The sequence below is a fragment of the Enterobacter sp. LM3 genome, from assembly GCF_046622475.1.
In the GTDB taxonomy this organism is placed as follows: domain Bacteria; phylum Pseudomonadota; class Gammaproteobacteria; order Enterobacterales; family Enterobacteriaceae; genus Enterobacter; species Enterobacter cloacae_P.
Window position 1 is genome coordinate 73,305 of the sequence record NZ_JBJURN010000011.1, and the last position, 19,404, is coordinate 92,708.

A 19,404-nucleotide genomic window follows, 5' to 3' on the forward strand; every position below is an offset into this window, starting at 1 on the left:
GTTGGGGTGAGGGCATCAGACCGCACGTTTCCCTAGCGGAACCACCAGCGGCGTACCCGCCACCGGATCGTCAATAATCATGCAGCGCATGCCGTAGATCCGCTCGATCAGCTCCGGCGTCACAATCTCTTTTGGTGCGCCCTGCGCCACAATCTCGCCGTCGCGCAATGCAATCAAATGCGTGGCATAACGGCACGCCTGGTTCAAATCATGCAGTACTGCCGCCAGCGTGTAGCCCTGCGTACGGTTCAGGTCGCTCAGCAGTTCCAGCAGGTCAATCTGATGGCTGATATCCAGCCACGTGGTGGGCTCGTCCAGCAGCATAATGGCGGTTTCCTGCGCCAGCACCATTGCGATCCACGCCCGCTGACGCTGGCCCCCGGAAAGGGTATCCACGCTTTGTAATGCGAGGTCGGTGATGCCTGTCGCCTGCATCGCCCGGTTCACCGCGTCATCGTCCTCTTTGCGCCAGCGGGTAAACAATGGCTGGTGCGGGTAGCGCCCGCGGGAGACCAGCTCCTGCACGGTGATGTCTCCCGGCGTGGTGGCGTTTTGTGCCAGCAGCCCGATACGCCGCGCCACCTCTTTGCTGGCAAAGCGCTGGATCTGCTCGCCGTCGAGAAACACGCTGCCGTCAACCGGTGTCATCAGGCGGCTGAGGGTGCGCAACAGTGTCGATTTGCCGCAGCCGTTCGGGCCGATGATCGCCGTGAAATGGCCGTCAGGAATGGCGACGCTCAGGTTGCGGGCAATGATTTTTTTGCCATAGCCGAGGGTTAAGTTTTCGCCGCGCAAGCGGGTTACTGAGTCGGTCATTTCTTGCGTGACTCCTGAACTAACAAAACGATGAGGTAAATACCACCGAGGCTGACGGTCACCACGCCTACCGGTAGCTGATACGGCATAAACAGCTGTTGGGCGCAGAGGTCGGCAGCCAGCAATAACAGGGCACCGCACAATGCTGCCTGGGTTAACCCCCAGCGCGCCGTCCCGCTGAGGCGTCGCGCAATATGGGGAGCCACGAGGGCGATAAATGAGATCGGTCCGGCGATGGCGGTGGCGGCAGCGGTCAGTAAAACGGCCACCAGCATCAGCGTCAGGCGCGAACGCTCAACGCCCACGCCGAGCGCGCAGGCGCTGTCGTCGCCCATCTCCAGCAGGCGCATGCGTCGCACCAGCAGGATCGCGCCAATAAACATCAGCAGGATCAGCGGCGCGGCGGGCCAGGTCTTGCTCCACGTCAGGCCGTTCAGCGAACCGGCGTACCACAGCCCGGCGGAGAGCGCGGTTTCCAGCGAAGCCTGCAGTAGTAGCCAGGTGTTGAAGGCCATCAGCATGGCGCGCACGCCGATACCGATAATGATCAGGCGGAAGGTGTCGATACCATTTCGCCACGCGAGCGCCCAGATGAGCAGGGAGGTCAAAATGCCGCCAGCCATCGCCGTAACGGTAATGGCCGTCAGGTGCTGACCAAACAGCACCATCGCCACCAGCACACCGCTCCATGCGCCGGTATTGAGGCCCATCACGTCCGGGCTGCCCAACGGGTTACGCATCAGCGACTGGAATATCGCACCACTGACGCCAAGCGCCGCGCCCACCAGAATGGCCATCGCCACGCGCGGCAGCCGCCATTCGGTGACCACCATCGTGATATTGCGTGGCGCACTGCCGAGCAGCGCGTGAAAGACCTGGGTAAAATCGAGCATCACCGCGCCGCTGCGCAGGCTCCAGACCGCCAGCAGTACAATGGCGAACGCCAGCAGGGAGACGCTGGTGACTAAACGACGGGATGGAGCCATCATGTGCCACCTCCGCGTTTACGCCGTACGAGGAAAATCAACACAGGGGCACCGATAAAGGCGCTGACCACCGAAACGCGCAATTCACCGGGAACCAAAAGACGACCGAGAATATCGGCAAACAGCAACAGAGCAGGCGTGGCAAGCAGCGTAACGGGCAAAGACCAGCGGTGATCTGCCCCCACCAGCCAGCGCGCCATATGCGGCATCATCAGACCGATAAAGGCAATCGGGCCGACCACGGCGGTTGCACTGCCGCACAGAATGGTGATCGTCAGTAAACCTGTTAACTGCGTGCGCGCCACGCGGTTACCGAGTGCGGTGGCTGTGTCGCTGCCGAGGCTCAGGCTGTTCAGCGCCCGGCTTAAAAACAGCGCCACGGCGGCGGCGATAATCACCGGGATCATCACCACTTTTAAGGTGTCCAGTGTGCGGATATCCAGTGAGCCGGCCTGCCAGAAACGCAACTGATCGTAGACGTCCGGGTTGAGCAGGGCGATGCCGTTGGATAACCCTTCCAGCACGGCGGCAAGCGCCACGCCTGCCAGCGTTAAGCGTACCGGACTAAGTTGTCCGCCGCCCTGGCTGCCGGTAAAGGCGACGACCAGTGAGGCTGCCAGCGCGCCGCAAAAGGCCATCATCAGCTGCTCCGACGGCGAACTAAACCCGAACAGCGCTGCGCCGAGCACAATCGCAAAGCTGGCTCCAGAGTTGACGCCGAGAATACCGGGGTCAGCCAGCGGGTTACGGGTGAGGGTTTGCATCAGGGCACCCGCCAGTCCCAGTGCGCCACCGGCCAGTAATCCGGCAAGCGTGCGGGGTAAACGGGCGTCCAGCACGATGGTGCAGTCGGCGCTCTGGCAGGTGCCGGAGAGTGCATCGACAATAACGGACGCGGGCAGCGGCTTCGCGCCAACCAGCAGACTGAGTGCAATCGCAAGGATCAACAGTAGCAATAAAACGGGCACCGCAACGGCGCGCACCGCAGAAGAGGAAAACGACATAGCAACATCCATGATTTGATAATGATAGTAATTATCGTTATCTATCTTATTTGGCTATGTTAGCATGTGCGCCCATGAAATTGGTAGATCGTTAGACCTCAGGGCCTTGTCATGAATCAAAAATCCTGGCTGATCAACCTCAGCCTGCTTAAAACGCATCCGGCGTATCGCGCTGTTTTTATCGCCCGTTTTATCTCCATTTTATCCCTCGGCCTGCTCGGCGTGGCCGTGCCGGTACAGATCCAGACCCTGACTCACTCCAGCTGGCTGGTGGGGTTATCCGTTACGTTAACGGGTGGGGCGATGTTTATCGGTCTGATGATTGGCGGCGTGCTGGCGGACAGGTACGAACGTAAAAAACTCATCCTGCTGGCGCGGGGTACCTGCGGCGTGGGGTTTGTCGGGTTGTGTCTGAACGCCATGTTGCCGGAGCCATCATTAATGGCGATTTATGCCCTGGGGTTGTGGGATGGCTTTTTCGCATCGTTAGGCGTGACGGCGCTGCTGGCGGCTACGCCTGCGCTGGTGGGGCGTGAAAACCTGATGCAGGCGGGAGCGATTACGATGCTCACCGTGCGCCTGGGATCGGTGATTTCACCGATGGTCGGTGGTTTATTGCTGGCAACCGGCGACGTGGCGTGGAACTACGGGCTGGCGGCGGCGGGAACCTTTATCACCACGCTCACGTTGCTGCGCTTACCGCTTCTGCCACCACCGCCGCAACAGCGCGAACATCCGCTGAAATCACTGATGGCGGCGATCCGTTTTCTGTTCAGCAACCCGCTGATTGGCGGCATTGCGTTGCTGGGTGGTTTGCTGACGATGGCGAGCGCCGTGCGCGTGCTCTATCCGGCGCTGGCGGGTGAGTGGCAGATGAGCGCCCCGCAGATTGGCGTGTTATATGCGGCAATCCCACTTGGCGCGGCGTGCGGCGCGCTCACCAGCGGTAAGCTGGCACAGAGTGCGCGTCCGGGGTTGATTATGCTGGTGGCGACGCTGGCCTCGTTTATCGCTATTGGCTTCTTCAGCCTGATGCCGGTGTGGGCGCTGGGCGTGCTCTGCCTGGCAATCTTTGGCTGGCTGAGTGCGATCAGTTCATTGTTGCAATACACCCTGATCCAGACCCAGACGCCGGAAGGGATGCTGGGGCGCATTAACGGTCTGTGGACGGCGCAGAACGTGACGGGTGATGCCATCGGCGCGGCGATCCTCGGCGGGCTGGGCGCGATGATGACGCCGGTGGCGTCAGCGAGCAGCAGTGGGTTTGCGCTGGCGGTTGTCGGGGGGATTTTGTTGCTGGTGTTGGCGGAGCTGCGACGGTTCAGGCAGGAAGTTGTGTTGAACGACAGTGCGGCCTGATGCCTTCATTCCCGTCCTCTCCCACAGGGAGAGGACGGGTTAATGCCCTACTTAAACAACGAATCCAGTCTGTCTAATACCCGCATCGCGCTGTAATAATCCAGGCGGAATGTCTCCGTTCCCAATGCCCAGACGCGCTTGTTCTGCACCGCAGGCAGGTGTGCCAGCAGCGGGTTGGCGTAAATTGCGTCCACATCCTTTTGGTCACCGGCAAACAGGAACAACCCTTCACCGTTCAGACCCGTCGCCAGGTTTTCGCCACCCAACTGGATGATGTCGTGGCGTTGGCCCTGGCTTTTGGAGGTATGTAACCCGGCGGGCAGCTCAGCCAGCGTAAAGCCCAGCTGGTGGAGCAACTGACCCTGTGCAGATTCCGTCGTCCACAGGTTGGCGCTGTGCGCGGCGGCGGTGTAGACAATGGCGTTGACCGGCTGCGGTGGCAGCGTCATTTGCTGCTTCACCCGGGCGAGTTGCTTATCAAATTCCGCAATGCGTTCTGCGGCCTGTTTTTCCTGGCCGGTAATTGTACCCAGCTGTGTTAACAGTGCCTGCCAGCTTTTGTCGTCGTAATTGATAACCAGAACAGGTGCGATGGCGGAAAGCTGATCGTACAGCGCCAGTGCGGAATCTCCGCCGGTGGCGCTGATTAAAATCAGGTCCGGCATCCGGGCAGCGACGGCCTCGGCGCTCGGCTCACCAATATACAGCCGTGCAAGCTTGCGCTGTTTCGCAATATCACCCCACTGGCGCAGGAAGCCCTGTGCATCCGCCACGCGGTTATTTGGCGTTGTGGCTCCGCTGGCGATGACGGGGGCATCGATTGCCAGCAGGGAGCCGGTTAAGGTCACGCTGGTGGAGACAATGCGCAGCGGTTTGCTTTTCATGGTGTGCGTACCGTGGCTGTCAGTCACCTGACGAGGCCAGTCGGCGGCGGTCGCTGAGGTTAGTCCTAAAACAAAAAGTCCGGTTAAAAGCAGGGCATTACGACAAATAGCGGGCAGTTTCACAAAGCGGCATCCTGTTTTTTATGAAGTTAATGATTCTCATTTTCACGATTGCAGCGAAGGGATGCAAGCGATAGTCGCACAAGTTGTTCTCTCTGTGGTTGACACCAGGACACTCTGCGATTAGGTTAGCCATCGAAAATATAAATGATAATCATTATTACTGCCTTTATCATTTCAGGAGGATGATATGGATACGTCCCTGGCTGAGGAAGTTCAGCACACCGCGACCACGCTGCAATCAGACAGCTTTTTCTTTATGTCGCCTTATCGCAGTTTTACCACGTCAGGTTGTTTTGCCCGTTTCTCCGAATCCGCCGTTGGCGGCGACGATCCGGCTGGCAATTTCCAGCAAAAATTAGCCCAGGCTTTCCGGAACGCGAAAGCCAGCGGCATTGCCCATCCTGTCATGGTGGGCGCTATTCCATTCGATACCCGCAAACCGTCGTCACTGTTTATTCCGCAAAGCTGGCAGACATTCTCTCGCCCGGCGCGTCAGCAGTCCGCCCGCTATTTCTCCGGCGCGCAGGCGCTGAATGTGGCAACACGGGCTGAGATCCCTCCGCAGTTGGTTTTCGAAGAGATGGTGGCACGTGCGGCGGCGCTTACCGCCACGCCGCAGGTGAACAAAGTGGTGTTGTCGCGCCTGATTGAGATTGCGACTGACGAGAAGATTGATAGCAGCGCCTTGCTGGAACGGCTGATTGCGCAGAACCCGGCCAGCTTTAATTTCCACGTGCCGCTGGAAGATGGCGGTGTGTTGCTCGGTGCAAGCCCGGAGCTACTGTTGCGCAAAGAGGGCGCGCGCTTTAGCTCGCTGCCACTGGCAGGCTCCGCACGCCGTCAGCCGGATGACATGCTGGATCGCGAAGCGGGCAACAAGCTGCTGGCGTCAGAAAAAGACCGTCACGAGCATGACCTGGTCACGCAGGCGATGAAAGCCATTCTGGAGCCGCGCAGCCATCATCTGAGCATGCCAGCTTCACCGCAGCTCATCACCACGCCGACGTTGTGGCATCTGGCAACACCGGTGGAAGGGGATGCGCGGGAAAACGAAAACGCGCTGACGCTGGCCTGTCTGCTGCACCCGACCCCTGCGTTGAGCGGTTTCCCTCACCAGGCAGCAAAACAGCTGATTGCCGAACTGGAACCGTTTGACCGTGAACTGTTTGGCGGCATCGTCGGCTGGTGCGACAGCGAAGGTAATGGCGAGTGGGTGGTGACCATCCGCTGCGCGCGTTTGCATGAGAAGTCCGTTCGCCTGTTTGCGGGCGCGGGTATTGTGCCAGCGTCCTCTCCGGTGGGGGAGTGGCGAGAAACCGGCGTGAAGCTCTCCACCATGCTGAATGTTTTTGGTTTGCATTAAGGAGCACTCATGACCATTCCCTTTACCCGCTGGCCTGAGGATTTTGCCCGGCGCTACCGTGAAAAAGGCTACTGGCAGGATCGGCCATTAACTCACATCCTGACCGATCGCGCAGACAGCGACACGGTCGCTATCATTGACGGCGACCGCCGCTTTACCTGGCGCGAATTCAACCAGGCAGTGAACAACCTGGCGTCAATGTTACAGGCACAGGGTCTGCAGCGCGGCGAGACGGCGCTGGTGCAGCTTGGCAACGTGGCCGAGTTCTACATCACTTTCTTCGCGCTGCTACAGGTGGGCGTGGCTCCGGTCAATGCGCTCTTTAGTCATCAGCGTAACGAACTGAACGCCTATGCCGCGCAGATCAAACCAGCACTGCTGATTGCCGATCGCGAGCATGCATTGTTTACGGGCGATAGCTTCCTCAATACCTTTACCGATGAATACCGCTCAGTGCGCGTCGTGCTACTGCGCGGTGATAAGGGGGATCATGCCCTGGAAGCCGCGATTGCGCGCCCGGCGGATCGTTTCATTCCCAACCCAACCCCAGCCGATGAAGTGGCATTTTTCCAGCTCTCCGGCGGCAGTACCGGCACGCCGAAGCTGATCCCACGCACGCATAACGACTACGACTACAGCATTCGTCGCAGCAACGAAATTTGCGGCATTACCGCGGATACCCGTTACCTGAATGCGCTGCCTGCGGCGCACAACTACGCCATGAGTTCGCCGGGTTCGCTGGGCGTCTTTACCGCAGGCGGCTGCGTGGTGCTGGCGAATGATCCGAGCGCCACGCTCTGTTTCCCGCTGATTGAACAGCACCAGATCAACGTCACCTCGCTGGTGCCGCCTGCGGTCAGCCTGTGGCTACAGGCGATTGCCGAAGGGGCGGGTAACGCCCGGCTTCAGTCGCTGAAGTTGCTGCAGGTGGGTGGTGCGCGTCTTTCCGCCACGCTTGCCGTGCGTATTCCGGTGGAGATGGGCTGCCAGTTGCAGCAGGTGTTTGGTATGGCGGAAGGGCTGGTGAACTACACCGCGCTCGACGATACGCCGGAACGCATTATCAACACTCAGGGCCGTCCGATGTGTCCTGATGATGAAGTGTGGGTGGCCGATGAGCACGGTAACCCGCTGCCACGCGGCGAAGTCGGGCGTCTGATGACCCGCGGGCCGTACACCTTCCGGGGTTATTTCAACAGCCCGGAACACAACGCCAGCGCCTTTGATGCCAACGGTTTTTACTGCTCCGGCGATCTGATCGCTATTGACGAGCAGGGCTATATCACCGTGCAGGGTCGCGAGAAAGATCAGATCAACCGGGGTGGCGAAAAGATTGCCGCTGAAGAGATCGAAAACCTGCTGCTGCGCCACGAGGCGGTGATCCACGCCGCGCTGGTGAGCATGGAAGACAGCCTGCTGGGTGAGAAAAGTTGCGCGTATCTGGTGGTGAAACAGCCGCTGCGCGCGGTCGAAGTGCGTCGCTTCCTGCGGGAACAGGGCGTTGCGGAATTTAAGCTACCGGATCGCGTGGAAAGCGTGGATGCACTCCCGTTAACGCCGGTCGGTAAAGTTGATAAGAAACAGTTGCGCCTGCGGCTTGCGGAACGCACCCAGGGCTAAGGAACAGAATATGGCTATCCCAAAATTAACCGCTTACGCACTGCCAACCGTCGCAGACCTGCCGACCAACAAAGTGAACTGGGCGTTTGAGCCGGAGCGCGCGGCGCTGTTGATCCACGATATGCAGGAGTATTTCCTGAACTTCTGGGGCGAAAACAGCCCGATGATGGCGCAGGTGGTGGCAAACATCGCCAGACTGCGTGACTACTGCAAAGTGCACAACATTCCGGTCTACTACACCGCGCAGCCGAAAGAGCAGAGCGATGACGATCGCGCCCTGTTGAACGACATGTGGGGACCGGGTCTGACCCGTTCGCCCGAGCAGCAACGCATTGTGGCGGAGCTGACGCCGGACGAAGCCGACACCGTGCTGGTGAAGTGGCGTTACAGTGCGTTCCACCGTTCGCCGCTGGAACTCATGCTCAAAGAGACCGGGCGTAATCAGCTGCTGATCACCGGCGTTTATGCCCACATCGGCTGCATGACCACCGCCACCGACGCGTTTATGCGCGACATTAAACCGTTCTTCATCGCCGATGCGCTGGCGGATTTTACCCGCGATGAGCATCTGATGTCGCTCAACTATGTGGCAGGACGTTCTGGCCGCGTGGTGATGACTGATGAACTGCTGCCTTCTGTTCCTGCCTCAAAAGAGGCGCTACGTGAGCTGGTGTTGCCGTTGCTGGATGAGTCCGACGAGCCGATGAATGACGAAAACCTGATCGACTACGGTCTGGACTCGGTGCGCATGATGGCGCTGGCGGCGCGCTGGCGCAAAGTATACGGCGATATCGACTTCGTGATGCTGGCGAAAAACCCGACGATTGATGCCTGGTGGGTGCTGCTCTCTCGTGAGGTGAAATGATGGCGGGTTTCGATTTCGCCGGCAAAAACGTCTGGGTGACGGGGGCGGGCAAGGGCATCGGTTACGCTACTGCGCAGGCGTTTGTGGAGGCGGGCGCGCGTGTCACCGGGTTCGACCTGGCGTTTGGGCTGGAGGATTATCCGTTTACCACCGAAACGCTGGACGTGGCGGACTCTGCTCAGGTGAGCGACGTTTGCGGGCGCGTGCTCAGCACCATTGAGCGTCTGGATGTGCTGGTGAATGCGGCCGGGATCCTGCGTATGGGCGCGACGGATCAGATCTCTCAGGAAGACTGGCAGCAGACCTTCGCGGTCAACGTCGGTGGAGCGTTTAATCTGTTCCAGCAGACGATGGGCCAGTTTCGTCGTCAGCAGGGCGGGGCAATTGTGACCGTGGCGTCTGACGCCGCCCATACGCCGCGCATCGGCATGAGCGCCTACGGTGCGTCGAAGGCAGCGCTGAAAAGCCTGGCACTGACCGTCGGGCTGGAGCTGGCGGGCAGTGGCGTGCGTTGCAATCTGGTGTCGCCGGGCTCAACCGATACCGATATGCAGCGTACCCTGTGGAAGAGTGACGATGCCGAACAGTTGCGGATTCGTGGCTTTGGCGAACAGTTTAAGCTCGGCATTCCGCTGGGCAAAATTGCCCGTCCGCAGGAGGTCGCCAGCACTATTCTGTTCCTCGCATCAGATGCGGCCAGCCATATCACCCTGCAGGATATTGTGGTGGACGGCGGCTCCACGCTGGGGGCGTAGATGATCTGGAAGCGCCATTTATCGCTCGAAGCACTGAATGCCACCAGCCTGAATACTCTGGTGGCGCATCTGGGCATGGTCTATACCCGCATCGGCGATGACACCCTTGAGGCGGAAATGCCGGTGGATGCGCGTACCCATCAGCCGTTTGGTCTGCTGCACGGCGGTGCCTCAGCCGCGCTGGCGGAAACGCTGGGGTCGATGGCTGGTTTTCTGATGACCCGCGACGGGCAGAGCGTGGTGGGAACAGAGCTGAACGCCACTCATCATCGTGCGGTATCACAGGGGAAGGTGCGCGGCGTGTGTCAGCCGCTGCATCTGGGGCGCACCAGCCAGAGCTGGGAAATTGTGGTATTTGATGAGCAGGGACGACGGTGCTGTACTTGCCGGTTGAGTACAATGGTGTTGGGGTAATTAGTGCGGTCTGTTGCCCTCTCCCCACAGGGAGAGGGAATGGTTTGGTGCCAAATCAGAGCATTGAAACTACACGCCTGAGTAATCGAATTCGCGGTGCAATCGATGCCTTATCCAGCCACTCTGCCGGGCTGTGGAACCCGGCACCAATCGGCCCCAGGCCGTCGAGCGTCGGAACGCCCAGCGCAGCGGTGTGGTTGGCATCGCTGCCGCCGCCGACTGCCTGCCAGGTAATGGCAATACCTTCTTCTTTACCTGCGGCTTCAACCTGTTGCATCAACACCCGCGTGGCTTCGCTGGTTGCCATCGCTGGTTTGTGATTTACCCGCGTAATCGTGGTGGTCACGCCTTCTGAAAAGCCTGTTGCACATAACGCTTCCAGCGCCTGATTCACCCGGTCGTACTCGTCGTTTTCCCAGAAACGCACATCGAGTTCTGCAACGGCCTTGTCGGCCACTACGTTTGCTGCACTACCGCCCTGAATCACCCCCACGTTGAGCGTAGTACCGCGATCCCAGTCGGTTAGTGCATTGATGGCAATAATGCTGTTTGCCAGCGCGGTTATTGCCGAGCGGCCTTTTTCAGGGTCGTTACCCGCATGTGCTGCCACGCCGCTGAAGGTGAGGTGATAACCCGCCATGCCTTTACGTGCTTTCACCAGTGAACCATCAGCACGGGCAGCTTCGCACACCAGCACGCAGCGGGCACGTTTTGCCAGCTCGCCAATCCATGCGTGCGAGTACACCGAACCGGTTTCTTCGTCCGGGTTCATCGCAACGGCAATCGCCAGACGCTCTTTATCCCCGGCATTCAACTCGCGCATCGCCCACAAAATATTCAGCAGCCCACTTTTCATGTCTGACACGCCAGGGCCATACAGGCGGGTATCATCCTCGCTCATCGGGCGCTCAGCCACGGTTCCGGGGGCAAACACGGTGTCCAGATGGCCGACCAGCAGTACGTCGAATTGCTCCGCCTGCGGTTTATTGCTAACGAACACGCCGGGGCCAACTTTTTCGCCCAGATCCACCTGTTCGGTATACCAGCCTTCACGCTGCCAGAGTTTCCCGATAATGCCGGCCACGGTGGCGACGCCTGCAATGGTCTGGGTACCGCAGTCCACGTTCACCAGAGAGGTGAGTTCTTGTATGTAATTTTCGAGTTCCATTCTTCTGTATCTGCCATGTTGTCAGCTAATCGTTCAGGTATTTTGACCTGCCCGGAGAGAGAAAAAATGATGTAAATCATCGTTGCGGATCCCGCCTGGCTGAAAAAGATGAAAGTGTGATTTTTGGAACCATATCGAAAGTGATCGGCTTAACACTGTGGTGTAAATGTGTGGTTTGACCACGCATTATTGCGTTTCAAAGTTGTTAAATTTTGACTGTTGTTCTAGAAACAAAATGTAACATCTCACTGTTTCACTACAACGGACACCAATTATGAACAACTCAGGGAAATACCTTATATGGGCAGTGCTCTCCGTTGTGGGAGCACTTGCCCTGGGCTATATCGCCCTCAACCGGGGGGAACAGATCAATGCGCTCTGGATTGTTGTCGCTTCCGTCTGCATTTATCTGATCGCGTATCGTTTTTATGGCCGTTTTATCGCTACAAATGTGCTGGCGGTCGATGCCACGCGCATGACGCCCGCCGTGCGGCATAACGACGGTCTGGACTACGTTCCTACCGACAAAAAAGTGCTGTTTGGTCACCACTTTGCAGCCATCGCCGGGGCTGGCCCGCTGGTGGGGCCGGTACTGGCGGCGCAGATGGGCTATCTGCCGGGAATGATCTGGATCCTCGCAGGCGTAGTGCTGGCGGGTGCCGTGCAGGATTTTATGGTGCTGTTTGTCTCGACCCGCCGCGACGGGCGTTCGCTGGGTGATCTGGTGAAAGAGGAGATGGGCGCAACTGCCGGGGTGATTGCGCTGGTGGCGACCTTTATGATCATGGTTATCATCCTCGCGGTGCTGGCGATGATCGTGGTGAAAGCACTGACCCACAGCCCGTGGGGGACGTACACCGTCGCCTTTACCATTCCACTGGCTATTTTTATGGGGGTCTACATTCGCTATTTGCGCCCGGGGCGCATTGGTGAAGTGTCGGTGATTGGCCTGGTGTTCCTGGTGTTCGCTATTATCTCTGGCGGTTGGGTCGCCGAAAGCCCGACCTGGGCACCGTTCTTTGACTTTACCGGCGTACAGCTGACGTGGATGCTGGTGGGCTATGGCTTTGTGGCGGCAGTGCTACCGGTATGGCTGCTGTTGGCTCCGCGTGATTACCTCTCCACTTTCCTGAAAATCGGCACCATTGTGGGGCTGGCGATCGGCATTCTGATTATGCGCCCGACCCTGACCATGCCCGCGCTGACCAAATTCATTGACGGCACTGGCCCGGTCTGGACGGGTAACCTGTTCCCGTTCCTGTTTATCACTATCGCCTGTGGTGCCGTGTCTGGCTTCCACGCGCTGATTGCCTCTGGCACCACACCGAAGATGCTGGCGAATGAAAATCAGGCCTGCCTGATTGGCTACGGCGGCATGCTGATGGAGTCCTTCGTGGCGATCATGGCGCTGGTGTCGGCCTGTATTATCGACCCGGGTGTGTACTTTGCGATGAACAGCCCGATGGCGGTGCTGGCTCCGGCCGGAACCGTTGATGTGGTGGCTTCTGCCGCGCAGGTGGTGAGCGGCTGGGGCTTTGCCATTACCCCTGACACGTTAACCAGTATTGCGAATGAAGTGGGTGAGCAGTCGATCATCTCCCGTGCGGGTGGTGCGCCAACGCTGGCAGTAGGGATGGCCTATATTCTTCACGGTGCGCTGGGCGGGCTGATGGATGTGTCGTTCTGGTATCACTTCGCCATTCTGTTTGAAGCGCTGTTCATCCTGACGGCGGTGGATGCCGGTACGCGTGCGGCGCGCTTTATGCTACAGGACTTGCTGGGGGTGATCTCCCCTAACCTGAAGCGCACCGATTCGTTACCGGCAAACCTGCTGGCAACCGCGCTGTGCGTGCTGGCGTGGGGCTACTTCCTGTATCAGGGAGTGGTGGATCCGCTGGGTGGGATTAACACCCTGTGGCCGCTGTTCGGTATCGCCAACCAGATGCTGGCCGGGATGGCGCTGATGCTGTGTGCCGTGGTGCTGTTCAGGATGAAACGCCAGCGTTATGCGTGGGTGGCGTTGCTGCCAACCGCCTGGCTGTTGATTTGTACCCTGACGGCAGGCTGGCAGAAAGCCTTCAGTCCGGATAATAAAGTCGGCTTCCTGGCTATTGCTAACAAGTTCCAGGCGATGATCGACAGCGGTAAGATCCCGGCGCAGTATACGGAATCACAGCTTTCGCAACTGGTGTTTAACAACCGTCTGGATGCCGGGTTGACCATCTTCTTTATGGTGGTGGTTGTGGTGCTGGCGTTGTATTCTCTGAAGACCGCGCTGGCGGCGCTGAAAGAAGACAAGCCGACGGCGAAAGAGACGCCGTACGAACCAATGCCTGAGAACCTGGAAGAGATTGTGACCCAGGCGAAAGGGGCGCATTGATCCCCCTCACCCTAACCCTCTCCCCACAGGGGAGAGGGGACAAAAACGAGAAACTGACTATGTTCGACACCCTCTCCAAAGCAGGTAAATACTTAGGCCAGGCCGCCAAAATGATGATTGGCGTGCCGGATTACGATAACTACGTCGAACATATGCGCGTCAATCATCCGGACCAGACGCCGATGACCTACGAAGAATTTTTCCGCGATCGCCAGGATGCCCGCTACGGCGGCAAGGGCGGTGCGAAGTGTTGTTAACCCTCTTTTGGTAAATAGAGGCTGATCTGTTCCTGCTTACAACCGTAGATTGCCGCCAGCTTTTCGCGGGTGCGCTTTTGTGGGCGAGAGTCGGGAGCTTCAAGCTGTGACACGGCAGACTGGCTGATGCCGAGTTTATCGGCTACCTCCTGTTGGGATAAACCGCGCAGGATACGCCAGGCGGCCTGCAGGCTGACGTCCTGCCAGGTCATGATACTGCAGACCTCCCCAGGCAATTCAACGTCATCCAAACTATCGTGTTCGACTTCAATATCCTCCAGATCGTCGTCGGTTTCGTCGTCGATCTCTGCCATCTGTAAGCACATACGAAAGTATTCGTCATAGGGAATAACCACATACTGCGTTTTCCCTTCATCGTCCTTAATTAGCTGAACAGCCATAAGGAGCATTCTCCTCGTGCAGGTAACTTGTTGATGTTCTACGTTTAACGGCCAAAACATAGCAATCGTTATTGGGATCACCTCGAAGCGTAATCACAATGCGGTAATCACCCACGCGTAACCGAAAAAGATTTTCTGAAACCGATATTTTTTTGATATCGGGTCGGGGAGCCGAACGGTCATCCAGCTCTGCGAGCTTAACCTCAATGCGCCGATGATAACGGCCATCGATTTTGGTAAGCGCTTTCTTTGCACCATTTGACCAGACAATCTTCATCCGTACCTCCACTGTACGCCCACACAAAATATAAGGAAATAATAAGACTATTAGATAAATTCTGAATTTCTTATGGGGCACTGTAGAGCGGAGAAACTGCGGGGGGTAGAGGCAAAATGCGAACCTTCGTGACGGCTCGAAAACACCTCCGCCAGGCGACAGAGGTGTGCAGTAAATTTGCGATCAGGCGTTCAACCCCCCGTCCACGTCCAGCCCCGTGCCGGAGATCTGTCCGGCAGCCGGGCTTGCGAGGAAGGTGACGGCGGCAGCGATGTCTTCCGGCTGGCCGTAATGACCCACGGCAATCATCTGACGCTGCGCTTCAGCCTGTTCACCGTCTTCCGGGTTCATATCACTGTTTGTTGGGCCAGGATGCACAAGGTTAACGGTAATGCCGCGTGGCCCCAGATCGCGAGCCAGGCCACGGGTGAAGGAGTTAAGTGCAGATTTGGTCATCGAATAGACTGAAATGCCAGGCATTGCCACGCGGTTTGCCAGACAGCTGCCGATGTTGATAATGCGCCCGCCGTCGGACATATGCACCAGCGCTTCCTGGGTGGTTAGCACCACGCCGCGAATATTGACGTTGATCAGGGCGTCAATGTCTGCCAGCGTCATGGACTCCAGCGGGCCGCCGCGCGCAATCCCGGCGTTGTTGACCAAAATATCCAGCCCACCGAGGGAGCGTGCAGCATTCGTGACGGCATCCTGAATGGCCCGTGCGCTGGCACTGTCAGCCTGAATGGCCTCGCTATGCCGCCCGAGCGCCTTTATCTCATCGGCGACTGCATGGGCTTTATCGACGGATTTTTCATACGTAATAATCACATCGGCACCGGCGCGCGCCAGCGATAGGGCAATCGCACGACCCAGCCCACGGCTGGCACCGGTAACCAGCGCCTTTTTACCTGTTAAATCGATCTGCATGATGACCTCGTTGAGAAAGTGGTGAGAATCATCATTAGGTATAGACGGTCGACGCTATTAACGGTTGAAGGATTCTACCTTCTCAAACGCAGCGCGCAGAACGTCAGGGGTTAGCTCAACCGGTAAAAAGTGAATCGACTCTACCGGGCGCAGGGTATGGGCAATGACCTTGTCCAGTTCGTCGCGGTTGTTGATATCGACATCCAGCTCACGAAGCCGGGTCGGCAGGTTAAAGCGCTGATATGCCGCCACCAGCTGTGCCAGTACGTCGTCCTGGCCGAGCAGGGCGCTTTGCACCAGGATCCCGTAGGCCACTTTGGTACCGTGCAGGTATTGTTCCGTCTGCGGCAACACGGTTAAACCGTTATGTACCGCATGTGCAGCCGCCACGCGGGTATAGCGTTCACCCAGACCGCCGACCATACCGCCACCGGCAATAATCGCGTCCACCACATCCCTGAACGCCTGCGTCGGTTCGCCACGCTGCTGGTCGGCCAGGGCTTCTTCACTGTGCTCCAGCAGGACATCGCGGATAGTCAGCGCACCGTTGATCCCCAGACGTACGGTCAGCGGCAGCTTTTCAGGCTGAGGAGCCAGGACCACCGCTTCGTACCACTTCGCCAGCGTATCGCCGATGCCCGCCAGCAGGTATTCCGCCGGGGCGTTAAGAATGATGTGCGGCTCCACCAGCACCAGGAAATTGGCATCGTCGAAAATCTCAAACTGTAGCGCCTGACCGGCGTCGTTATACCACACGGAAAGTGGCGTCCACGCGGCGCAGGTGGCAGCGATGGTCGGAATGGCGACAACCGGCACACCCAGACGGCGTGCCACCGCTTTGGCGGTATCGAGCAGTGCGCCGCCGCCAACGCCAATCACCACACTGGCATCACCGCCGGAGCGATTCACCAGGTGGGTGACGTCACGCTCGCTGCAGTGACCTTTAAACAGCAGATGTTTTGCACCTGGTGCGTTAAAGCTCTCCGGCAGGAAGGGGCGGGCACCTTCGATTGCGCGTTCGCCGTAGATCCACACCGCGCGGGAAAGCTGTTCCGGGGTAAAGAAATCATTCAGATGCGCAAAGCTTCCGGGGTGAGAGAAGTAGTTTGCCGGGCCGGGTACGACACGGATATCGGTATTGCTCATGTGGTTTTCCTTTTTTAGGGCGCGCTAACCCGATGTTATGTCTGGACATCCAGATGGCTAATAATATTTGGCTTTATCTTATGCCTTTTCCGTCGTTGTCAGTCAACCGGAGCTGTGAAAAATTCAATAAATCAAAATATTAATGAAGGATTTTACGCGGATGGTTTCCAGTCGCCTTGAGATGCGCGGTATCAGCCTGGCCTTTTCCGGTTTTCAGGCGTTGTCGCGCGTGGACTTCACGTTAACCGGCGGTTCCGTGCATGCGCTGACCGGAGCAAACGGTGCGGGGAAATCGACGCTGATGGCGGTGTTGTGCGGGACTCACGATCATTATGAAGGAGAGATCTGCATTAACAACCAGCCGGTGACGATCCGTGAGCCTCTCGATGCAAAACGGCTGGGGGTCCACCTGGTACAGCAGGAAGTGGACGTCGCGCTGATCCCGGGGTTGAGCATTGCCGAAAATATCATGCTCGACCAGCTGGCACAGCCGGGACACCGCTATAACTGGCGCGCTATCCGCCAGCAGGCGAGACAGGCGCTGGCTCAGCTGGATGTTTCCCTTGATGTTCGCCGCGCTATCGACAGCTGCACGCTGGCTGAAAAGCAGCAGATTTTGCTGGCGCGGGCGCTGTCGCACCACTGCCGTTTTTTAATTCTGGATGAGCCTACTGCGCCGCTGGATAGCCACGAGAGCGAACGCCTGTTTGCCGTGGTAAGACGCCTGCAACAGCAGGGCATTGGCGTGGTGTTTATCTCCCACCGTATTCATGAGCTGAAAGCCATCTGCGACACCCTGACGGTACTGCGCGACGGCAGGCTGATTGAGTCCGGCCCGATGGCGGATCTCAGCGGTGAAGACATTGTCGAGAAGATGCTCGGCCACGTGCTGAGCGATATCTATCCGCCTGCGCGTCCGCCTCACAGCGAAGAGACATTGCTGCGGGTGGAAGGGCTACACGACGACGCGTTGCTGAAGGATATCTCTCTGCATCTGCGTAAAGGGGAGATCCTCGGCATTGCCGGGCTGGCGGGGGCGGGTAAAACCGAACTCTGTAAAGCGCTGTTTGGTGCCACGAAAAGCCGCGTGGCGCGCGGTGAACTGAACCATCAGCCCTGGCAGCCGCGCGACCCGGCAGACTCGGTGCTGCGCGGTCTGGCGCTGGTGCCTGAAGAACGGCGTAAAGAGGGCATCTTTATTGATGAGCCGGTGAGCGTGAATCTGGCGGTGACGGCGGATAACAGCTTCTCGCGCTGGAGTCTGTTCGGTCATCGCCAGGCGTGGCGCTGGGCGGAAGAGGTCATTGCCCGCGTAGGGATACGGGCGCGAGGGCCGGGGCAGGTACTGCGGCGTCTTTCCGGTGGCAACCAGCAGAAGGTCGCTATCGGAAAATGGCTGCGTAACGATGCCAGCGTTTTAATGTTTGACGAGCCGACGAAAGGCGTGGATGTGAAAGCCAAAACCGATCTGTTCAGGCTTATCGACGGCCTGGCACGCGAGGGCAAAGGGGTGATTTACGCCTCCGGTGAATTCGCTGAACTGGTGGGGCTGTGCGACCGCATTTGTGTGCTGTGGGATGGACGCATCGTGGCGGAAATTGCCGGGGCTGAGGCCCGTGAAGAGACACTACTTTACTATTCAACCGGAGGAACGGCGTCGTGAGCAAAGCCCTTTCAGTAACGGCGGCGGCATCTGGCCGTCAGCAAATTTTTGATTTTCTCTATAAGTGGGGCATGTTGCTGACCGTCGTCGCGCTGGTGGCCGTCTTTGGCCTGGCATCGGACAACTTCCTCGATCCGAACAACATCATCAATATTCTGCGCTCGATTGCCATTGTAACGGTGATCGCCATTGGCGTGTCGGTTTCGCTGACCATCGGTGGGTTTGATCTCTCTGTGGGATCAACCGCATCGCTGGCTAACGCATTGGTGATTTCGCTGTTCGTCTGGCACGGCTTCGGCACCACCGAATCGATTCTGATCACCCTTGCGCTCTGTACGCTGGTAGGGCTGTTCAATGCGTTTCTGATCGTCATCCTGCGTATTCCGGACATGCTGGCCACGCTGGCCAGCCTGTTTGTGATTCAGGGTGTGGCGATGACCTACAGCTATGGTGGTTCGATTACCGAGAACATGGTGCTGCCGGGCGGCGATATGGCCGAAGGAACCATTCCGGCGACGTTCAGCCTGCTGGGGCAGGTACCGACCATCGTGGTTATCATGCTGGTGGTGACAGTGCTGGCACAGCTCGCTCTGTCGCTGACCACCCACGGCCGCCGTATGTATGCCATTGGCGGCAACCCGGAGGCGGCACGCCTCTCCGGTATTCGCACCACGCGCTACAAAGTGGCGGCCTACGTGATTGCCTCTCTGCTGGCAGGGTTGGGCGGCATTTTGCTGGCCTCGCGCATTGGCTCGTCGCAGGTGAATGCCGGTGGCGGTTATCTGATGGATGCGGTGGCGGCAGCGTGGATTGGTTTCTCACTGGCCGGGTCAGGTAAACCGAACGCGCTCGGGACGCTGGTGGGAGCGGTCATTCTTGGCGTGCTGTCGAACGGTCTGGTGATGCTTTCGGTGCCGTACTACGCAATGGACATTATAAAAGGGCTGGTGCTCGCCGTGGCGCTGGCGATTACCTACATACAAAAACGTTAACGAT

At 58.3% G+C, this 19,404-nt stretch carries 19 protein-coding genes; 10 read left to right on the top strand and 9 right to left on the bottom strand.

The features are described from left to right. Window positions 1-15: 15 nt before the first annotated feature. Genes fepC through fepD form a run of 3 tightly spaced genes read right to left on the bottom strand, consistent with a single transcriptional unit; the run spans window position 16 to window position 2,806 of the window. Window positions 16-816 carry an iron-enterobactin ABC transporter ATP-binding protein gene (fepC, locus tag ACJ9N4_RS13435; protein WP_182919562.1) on the bottom strand — a complete coding sequence of 267 codons (801 nt, stop codon included), beginning with the start codon at window positions 814-816 and terminating at the stop codon, window positions 16-18. Continuing rightward, complete coding sequence (gene fepG, locus ACJ9N4_RS13440) at window positions 813-1,802, bottom strand: iron-enterobactin ABC transporter permease (RefSeq protein ID WP_411500565.1); 990 nt, start codon at window positions 1,800-1,802, stop codon at window positions 813-815. Before fepG ends, fepC begins: the two co-directional genes overlap by 4 nt. Beyond that, window positions 1,802-2,806, bottom strand: a complete 1,005-nt coding sequence (gene fepD / locus ACJ9N4_RS13445) for a Fe(3+)-siderophore ABC transporter permease (protein ID WP_411500551.1) — start codon at window positions 2,804-2,806, stop codon at window positions 1,802-1,804. The genes fepG and fepD overlap by 1 nt, the downstream gene beginning before the upstream one ends. A 111-nt stretch (window positions 2,807-2,917) precedes the next feature. On the opposite strand from fepD, the gene entS reads away from it, so the two are divergent. Continuing rightward, window positions 2,918-4,165 carry an enterobactin transporter EntS gene (entS, locus tag ACJ9N4_RS13450; protein WP_182274061.1) on the top strand — a complete coding sequence of 416 codons (1,248 nt, stop codon included), beginning with the start codon at window positions 2,918-2,920 and terminating at the stop codon, window positions 4,163-4,165. A gap of 47 nt (window positions 4,166-4,212) precedes the next feature. Here the strand turns inward: entS and fepB are convergent, their stop codons facing one another. Beyond that, window positions 4,213-5,172, bottom strand: a complete 960-nt coding sequence (fepB, locus tag ACJ9N4_RS13455) for a Fe2+-enterobactin ABC transporter substrate-binding protein (RefSeq protein WP_182919564.1) — start codon at window positions 5,170-5,172, stop codon at window positions 4,213-4,215. A 187-nt stretch (window positions 5,173-5,359) separates the two neighbouring features. On the opposite strand from fepB, the gene entC reads away from it, so the two are divergent. Genes entC through entH form a run of 5 tightly spaced genes read left to right on the top strand, consistent with a single transcriptional unit; the run spans window position 5,360 to window position 10,189 of the window. Then, window positions 5,360-6,535: an isochorismate synthase EntC gene (gene entC, locus ACJ9N4_RS13460; protein ID WP_182919565.1), complete on the top strand. Its 1,176-nt coding sequence runs from the start codon at window positions 5,360-5,362 to the stop codon at window positions 6,533-6,535. A gap of 9 nt (window positions 6,536-6,544) precedes the next feature. Beyond that, window positions 6,545-8,155 carry a (2,3-dihydroxybenzoyl)adenylate synthase EntE gene (gene entE, locus ACJ9N4_RS13465; RefSeq protein ID WP_182274064.1) on the top strand — a complete coding sequence of 537 codons (1,611 nt, stop codon included), beginning with the start codon at window positions 6,545-6,547 and terminating at the stop codon, window positions 8,153-8,155. 10 nt (window positions 8,156-8,165) lie between these two features. Further along, the gene (locus ACJ9N4_RS13470) at window positions 8,166-9,020 is read left to right on the top strand and encodes an isochorismatase family protein (RefSeq protein ID WP_411500552.1); all 855 of its coding nucleotides are present in this window, start codon (window positions 8,166-8,168) and stop codon (window positions 9,018-9,020) included. Beyond that, window positions 9,020-9,775 (top strand): 2,3-dihydro-2,3-dihydroxybenzoate dehydrogenase EntA, encoded by a 756-nt coding sequence (entA, locus tag ACJ9N4_RS13475; RefSeq protein WP_182274066.1) that lies wholly within the window; start codon window positions 9,020-9,022, stop codon window positions 9,773-9,775. Before ACJ9N4_RS13470 ends, entA begins: the two co-directional genes overlap by 1 nt. Next, a complete protein-coding gene (gene entH, locus ACJ9N4_RS13480) occupies window positions 9,776-10,189 on the top strand; it encodes a proofreading thioesterase EntH (RefSeq protein ID WP_182919567.1) in 414 nt (137 codons plus the stop codon). 55 nt (window positions 10,190-10,244) lie between these two features. On the opposite strand, the gene ACJ9N4_RS13485 is transcribed toward entH, so the two are convergent. Beyond that, window positions 10,245-11,357, bottom strand: a complete 1,113-nt coding sequence (locus ACJ9N4_RS13485; RefSeq protein ID WP_182274067.1) for a M20 family metallopeptidase — start codon at window positions 11,355-11,357, stop codon at window positions 10,245-10,247. Between the two features lie 274 nt (window positions 11,358-11,631). On the opposite strand from ACJ9N4_RS13485, the gene cstA reads away from it, so the two are divergent. Together cstA and ACJ9N4_RS13495 are read left to right on the top strand one after the other, a co-directional pair. Next, window positions 11,632-13,737, top strand: coding sequence for a pyruvate/proton symporter CstA (gene cstA / locus ACJ9N4_RS13490; RefSeq protein ID WP_182919568.1), 2,106 nt, complete (start codon window positions 11,632-11,634; stop codon window positions 13,735-13,737). Between the two features lie 59 nt (window positions 13,738-13,796). Beyond that, on the top strand, window positions 13,797-13,994 hold the full coding sequence (locus tag ACJ9N4_RS13495) for a YbdD/YjiX family protein (RefSeq protein WP_006809671.1): 198 nt from the start codon (window positions 13,797-13,799) through the stop codon (window positions 13,992-13,994). Here ACJ9N4_RS13495 and ACJ9N4_RS13500 read toward each other — a convergent pair. The 4 genes from ACJ9N4_RS13500 to ACJ9N4_RS13515 all read right to left on the bottom strand — a co-directional run bounded on the left by ACJ9N4_RS13500 (window position 13,991) and on the right by ACJ9N4_RS13515 (window position 16,745). Next, window positions 13,991-14,395, bottom strand: coding sequence for a helix-turn-helix domain-containing protein (locus ACJ9N4_RS13500; RefSeq protein ID WP_411500553.1), 405 nt, complete (start codon window positions 14,393-14,395; stop codon window positions 13,991-13,993). The two genes, ACJ9N4_RS13495 and ACJ9N4_RS13500, sit on opposite strands and share 4 nt — an antisense overlap. Further along, window positions 14,376-14,672 (bottom strand): type II toxin-antitoxin system RelE family toxin, encoded by a 297-nt coding sequence (locus tag ACJ9N4_RS13505; RefSeq protein ID WP_411500554.1) that lies wholly within the window; start codon window positions 14,670-14,672, stop codon window positions 14,376-14,378. Before ACJ9N4_RS13505 ends, ACJ9N4_RS13500 begins: the two co-directional genes overlap by 20 nt. 183 nt (window positions 14,673-14,855) lie before the next feature. Then, window positions 14,856-15,599: an SDR family NAD(P)-dependent oxidoreductase gene (locus tag ACJ9N4_RS13510; protein WP_182919570.1), complete on the bottom strand. Its 744-nt coding sequence runs from the start codon at window positions 15,597-15,599 to the stop codon at window positions 14,856-14,858. A gap of 57 nt (window positions 15,600-15,656) precedes the next feature. Further along, window positions 15,657-16,745 carry an oxidoreductase gene (locus ACJ9N4_RS13515; RefSeq protein WP_182274072.1) on the bottom strand — a complete coding sequence of 363 codons (1,089 nt, stop codon included), beginning with the start codon at window positions 16,743-16,745 and terminating at the stop codon, window positions 15,657-15,659. Between the two features lie 160 nt (window positions 16,746-16,905). On the opposite strand from ACJ9N4_RS13515, the gene ACJ9N4_RS13520 reads away from it, so the two are divergent. After that, window positions 16,906-18,408, top strand: a complete 1,503-nt coding sequence (locus ACJ9N4_RS13520) for a sugar ABC transporter ATP-binding protein (RefSeq protein WP_182919571.1) — start codon at window positions 16,906-16,908, stop codon at window positions 18,406-18,408. Beyond that, window positions 18,405-19,400 (top strand): ABC transporter permease, encoded by a 996-nt coding sequence (locus ACJ9N4_RS13525; protein ID WP_182919572.1) that lies wholly within the window; start codon window positions 18,405-18,407, stop codon window positions 19,398-19,400. Before ACJ9N4_RS13520 ends, ACJ9N4_RS13525 begins: the two co-directional genes overlap by 4 nt. The last annotated feature ends 4 nt before the right edge of the window (window positions 19,401-19,404 follow it).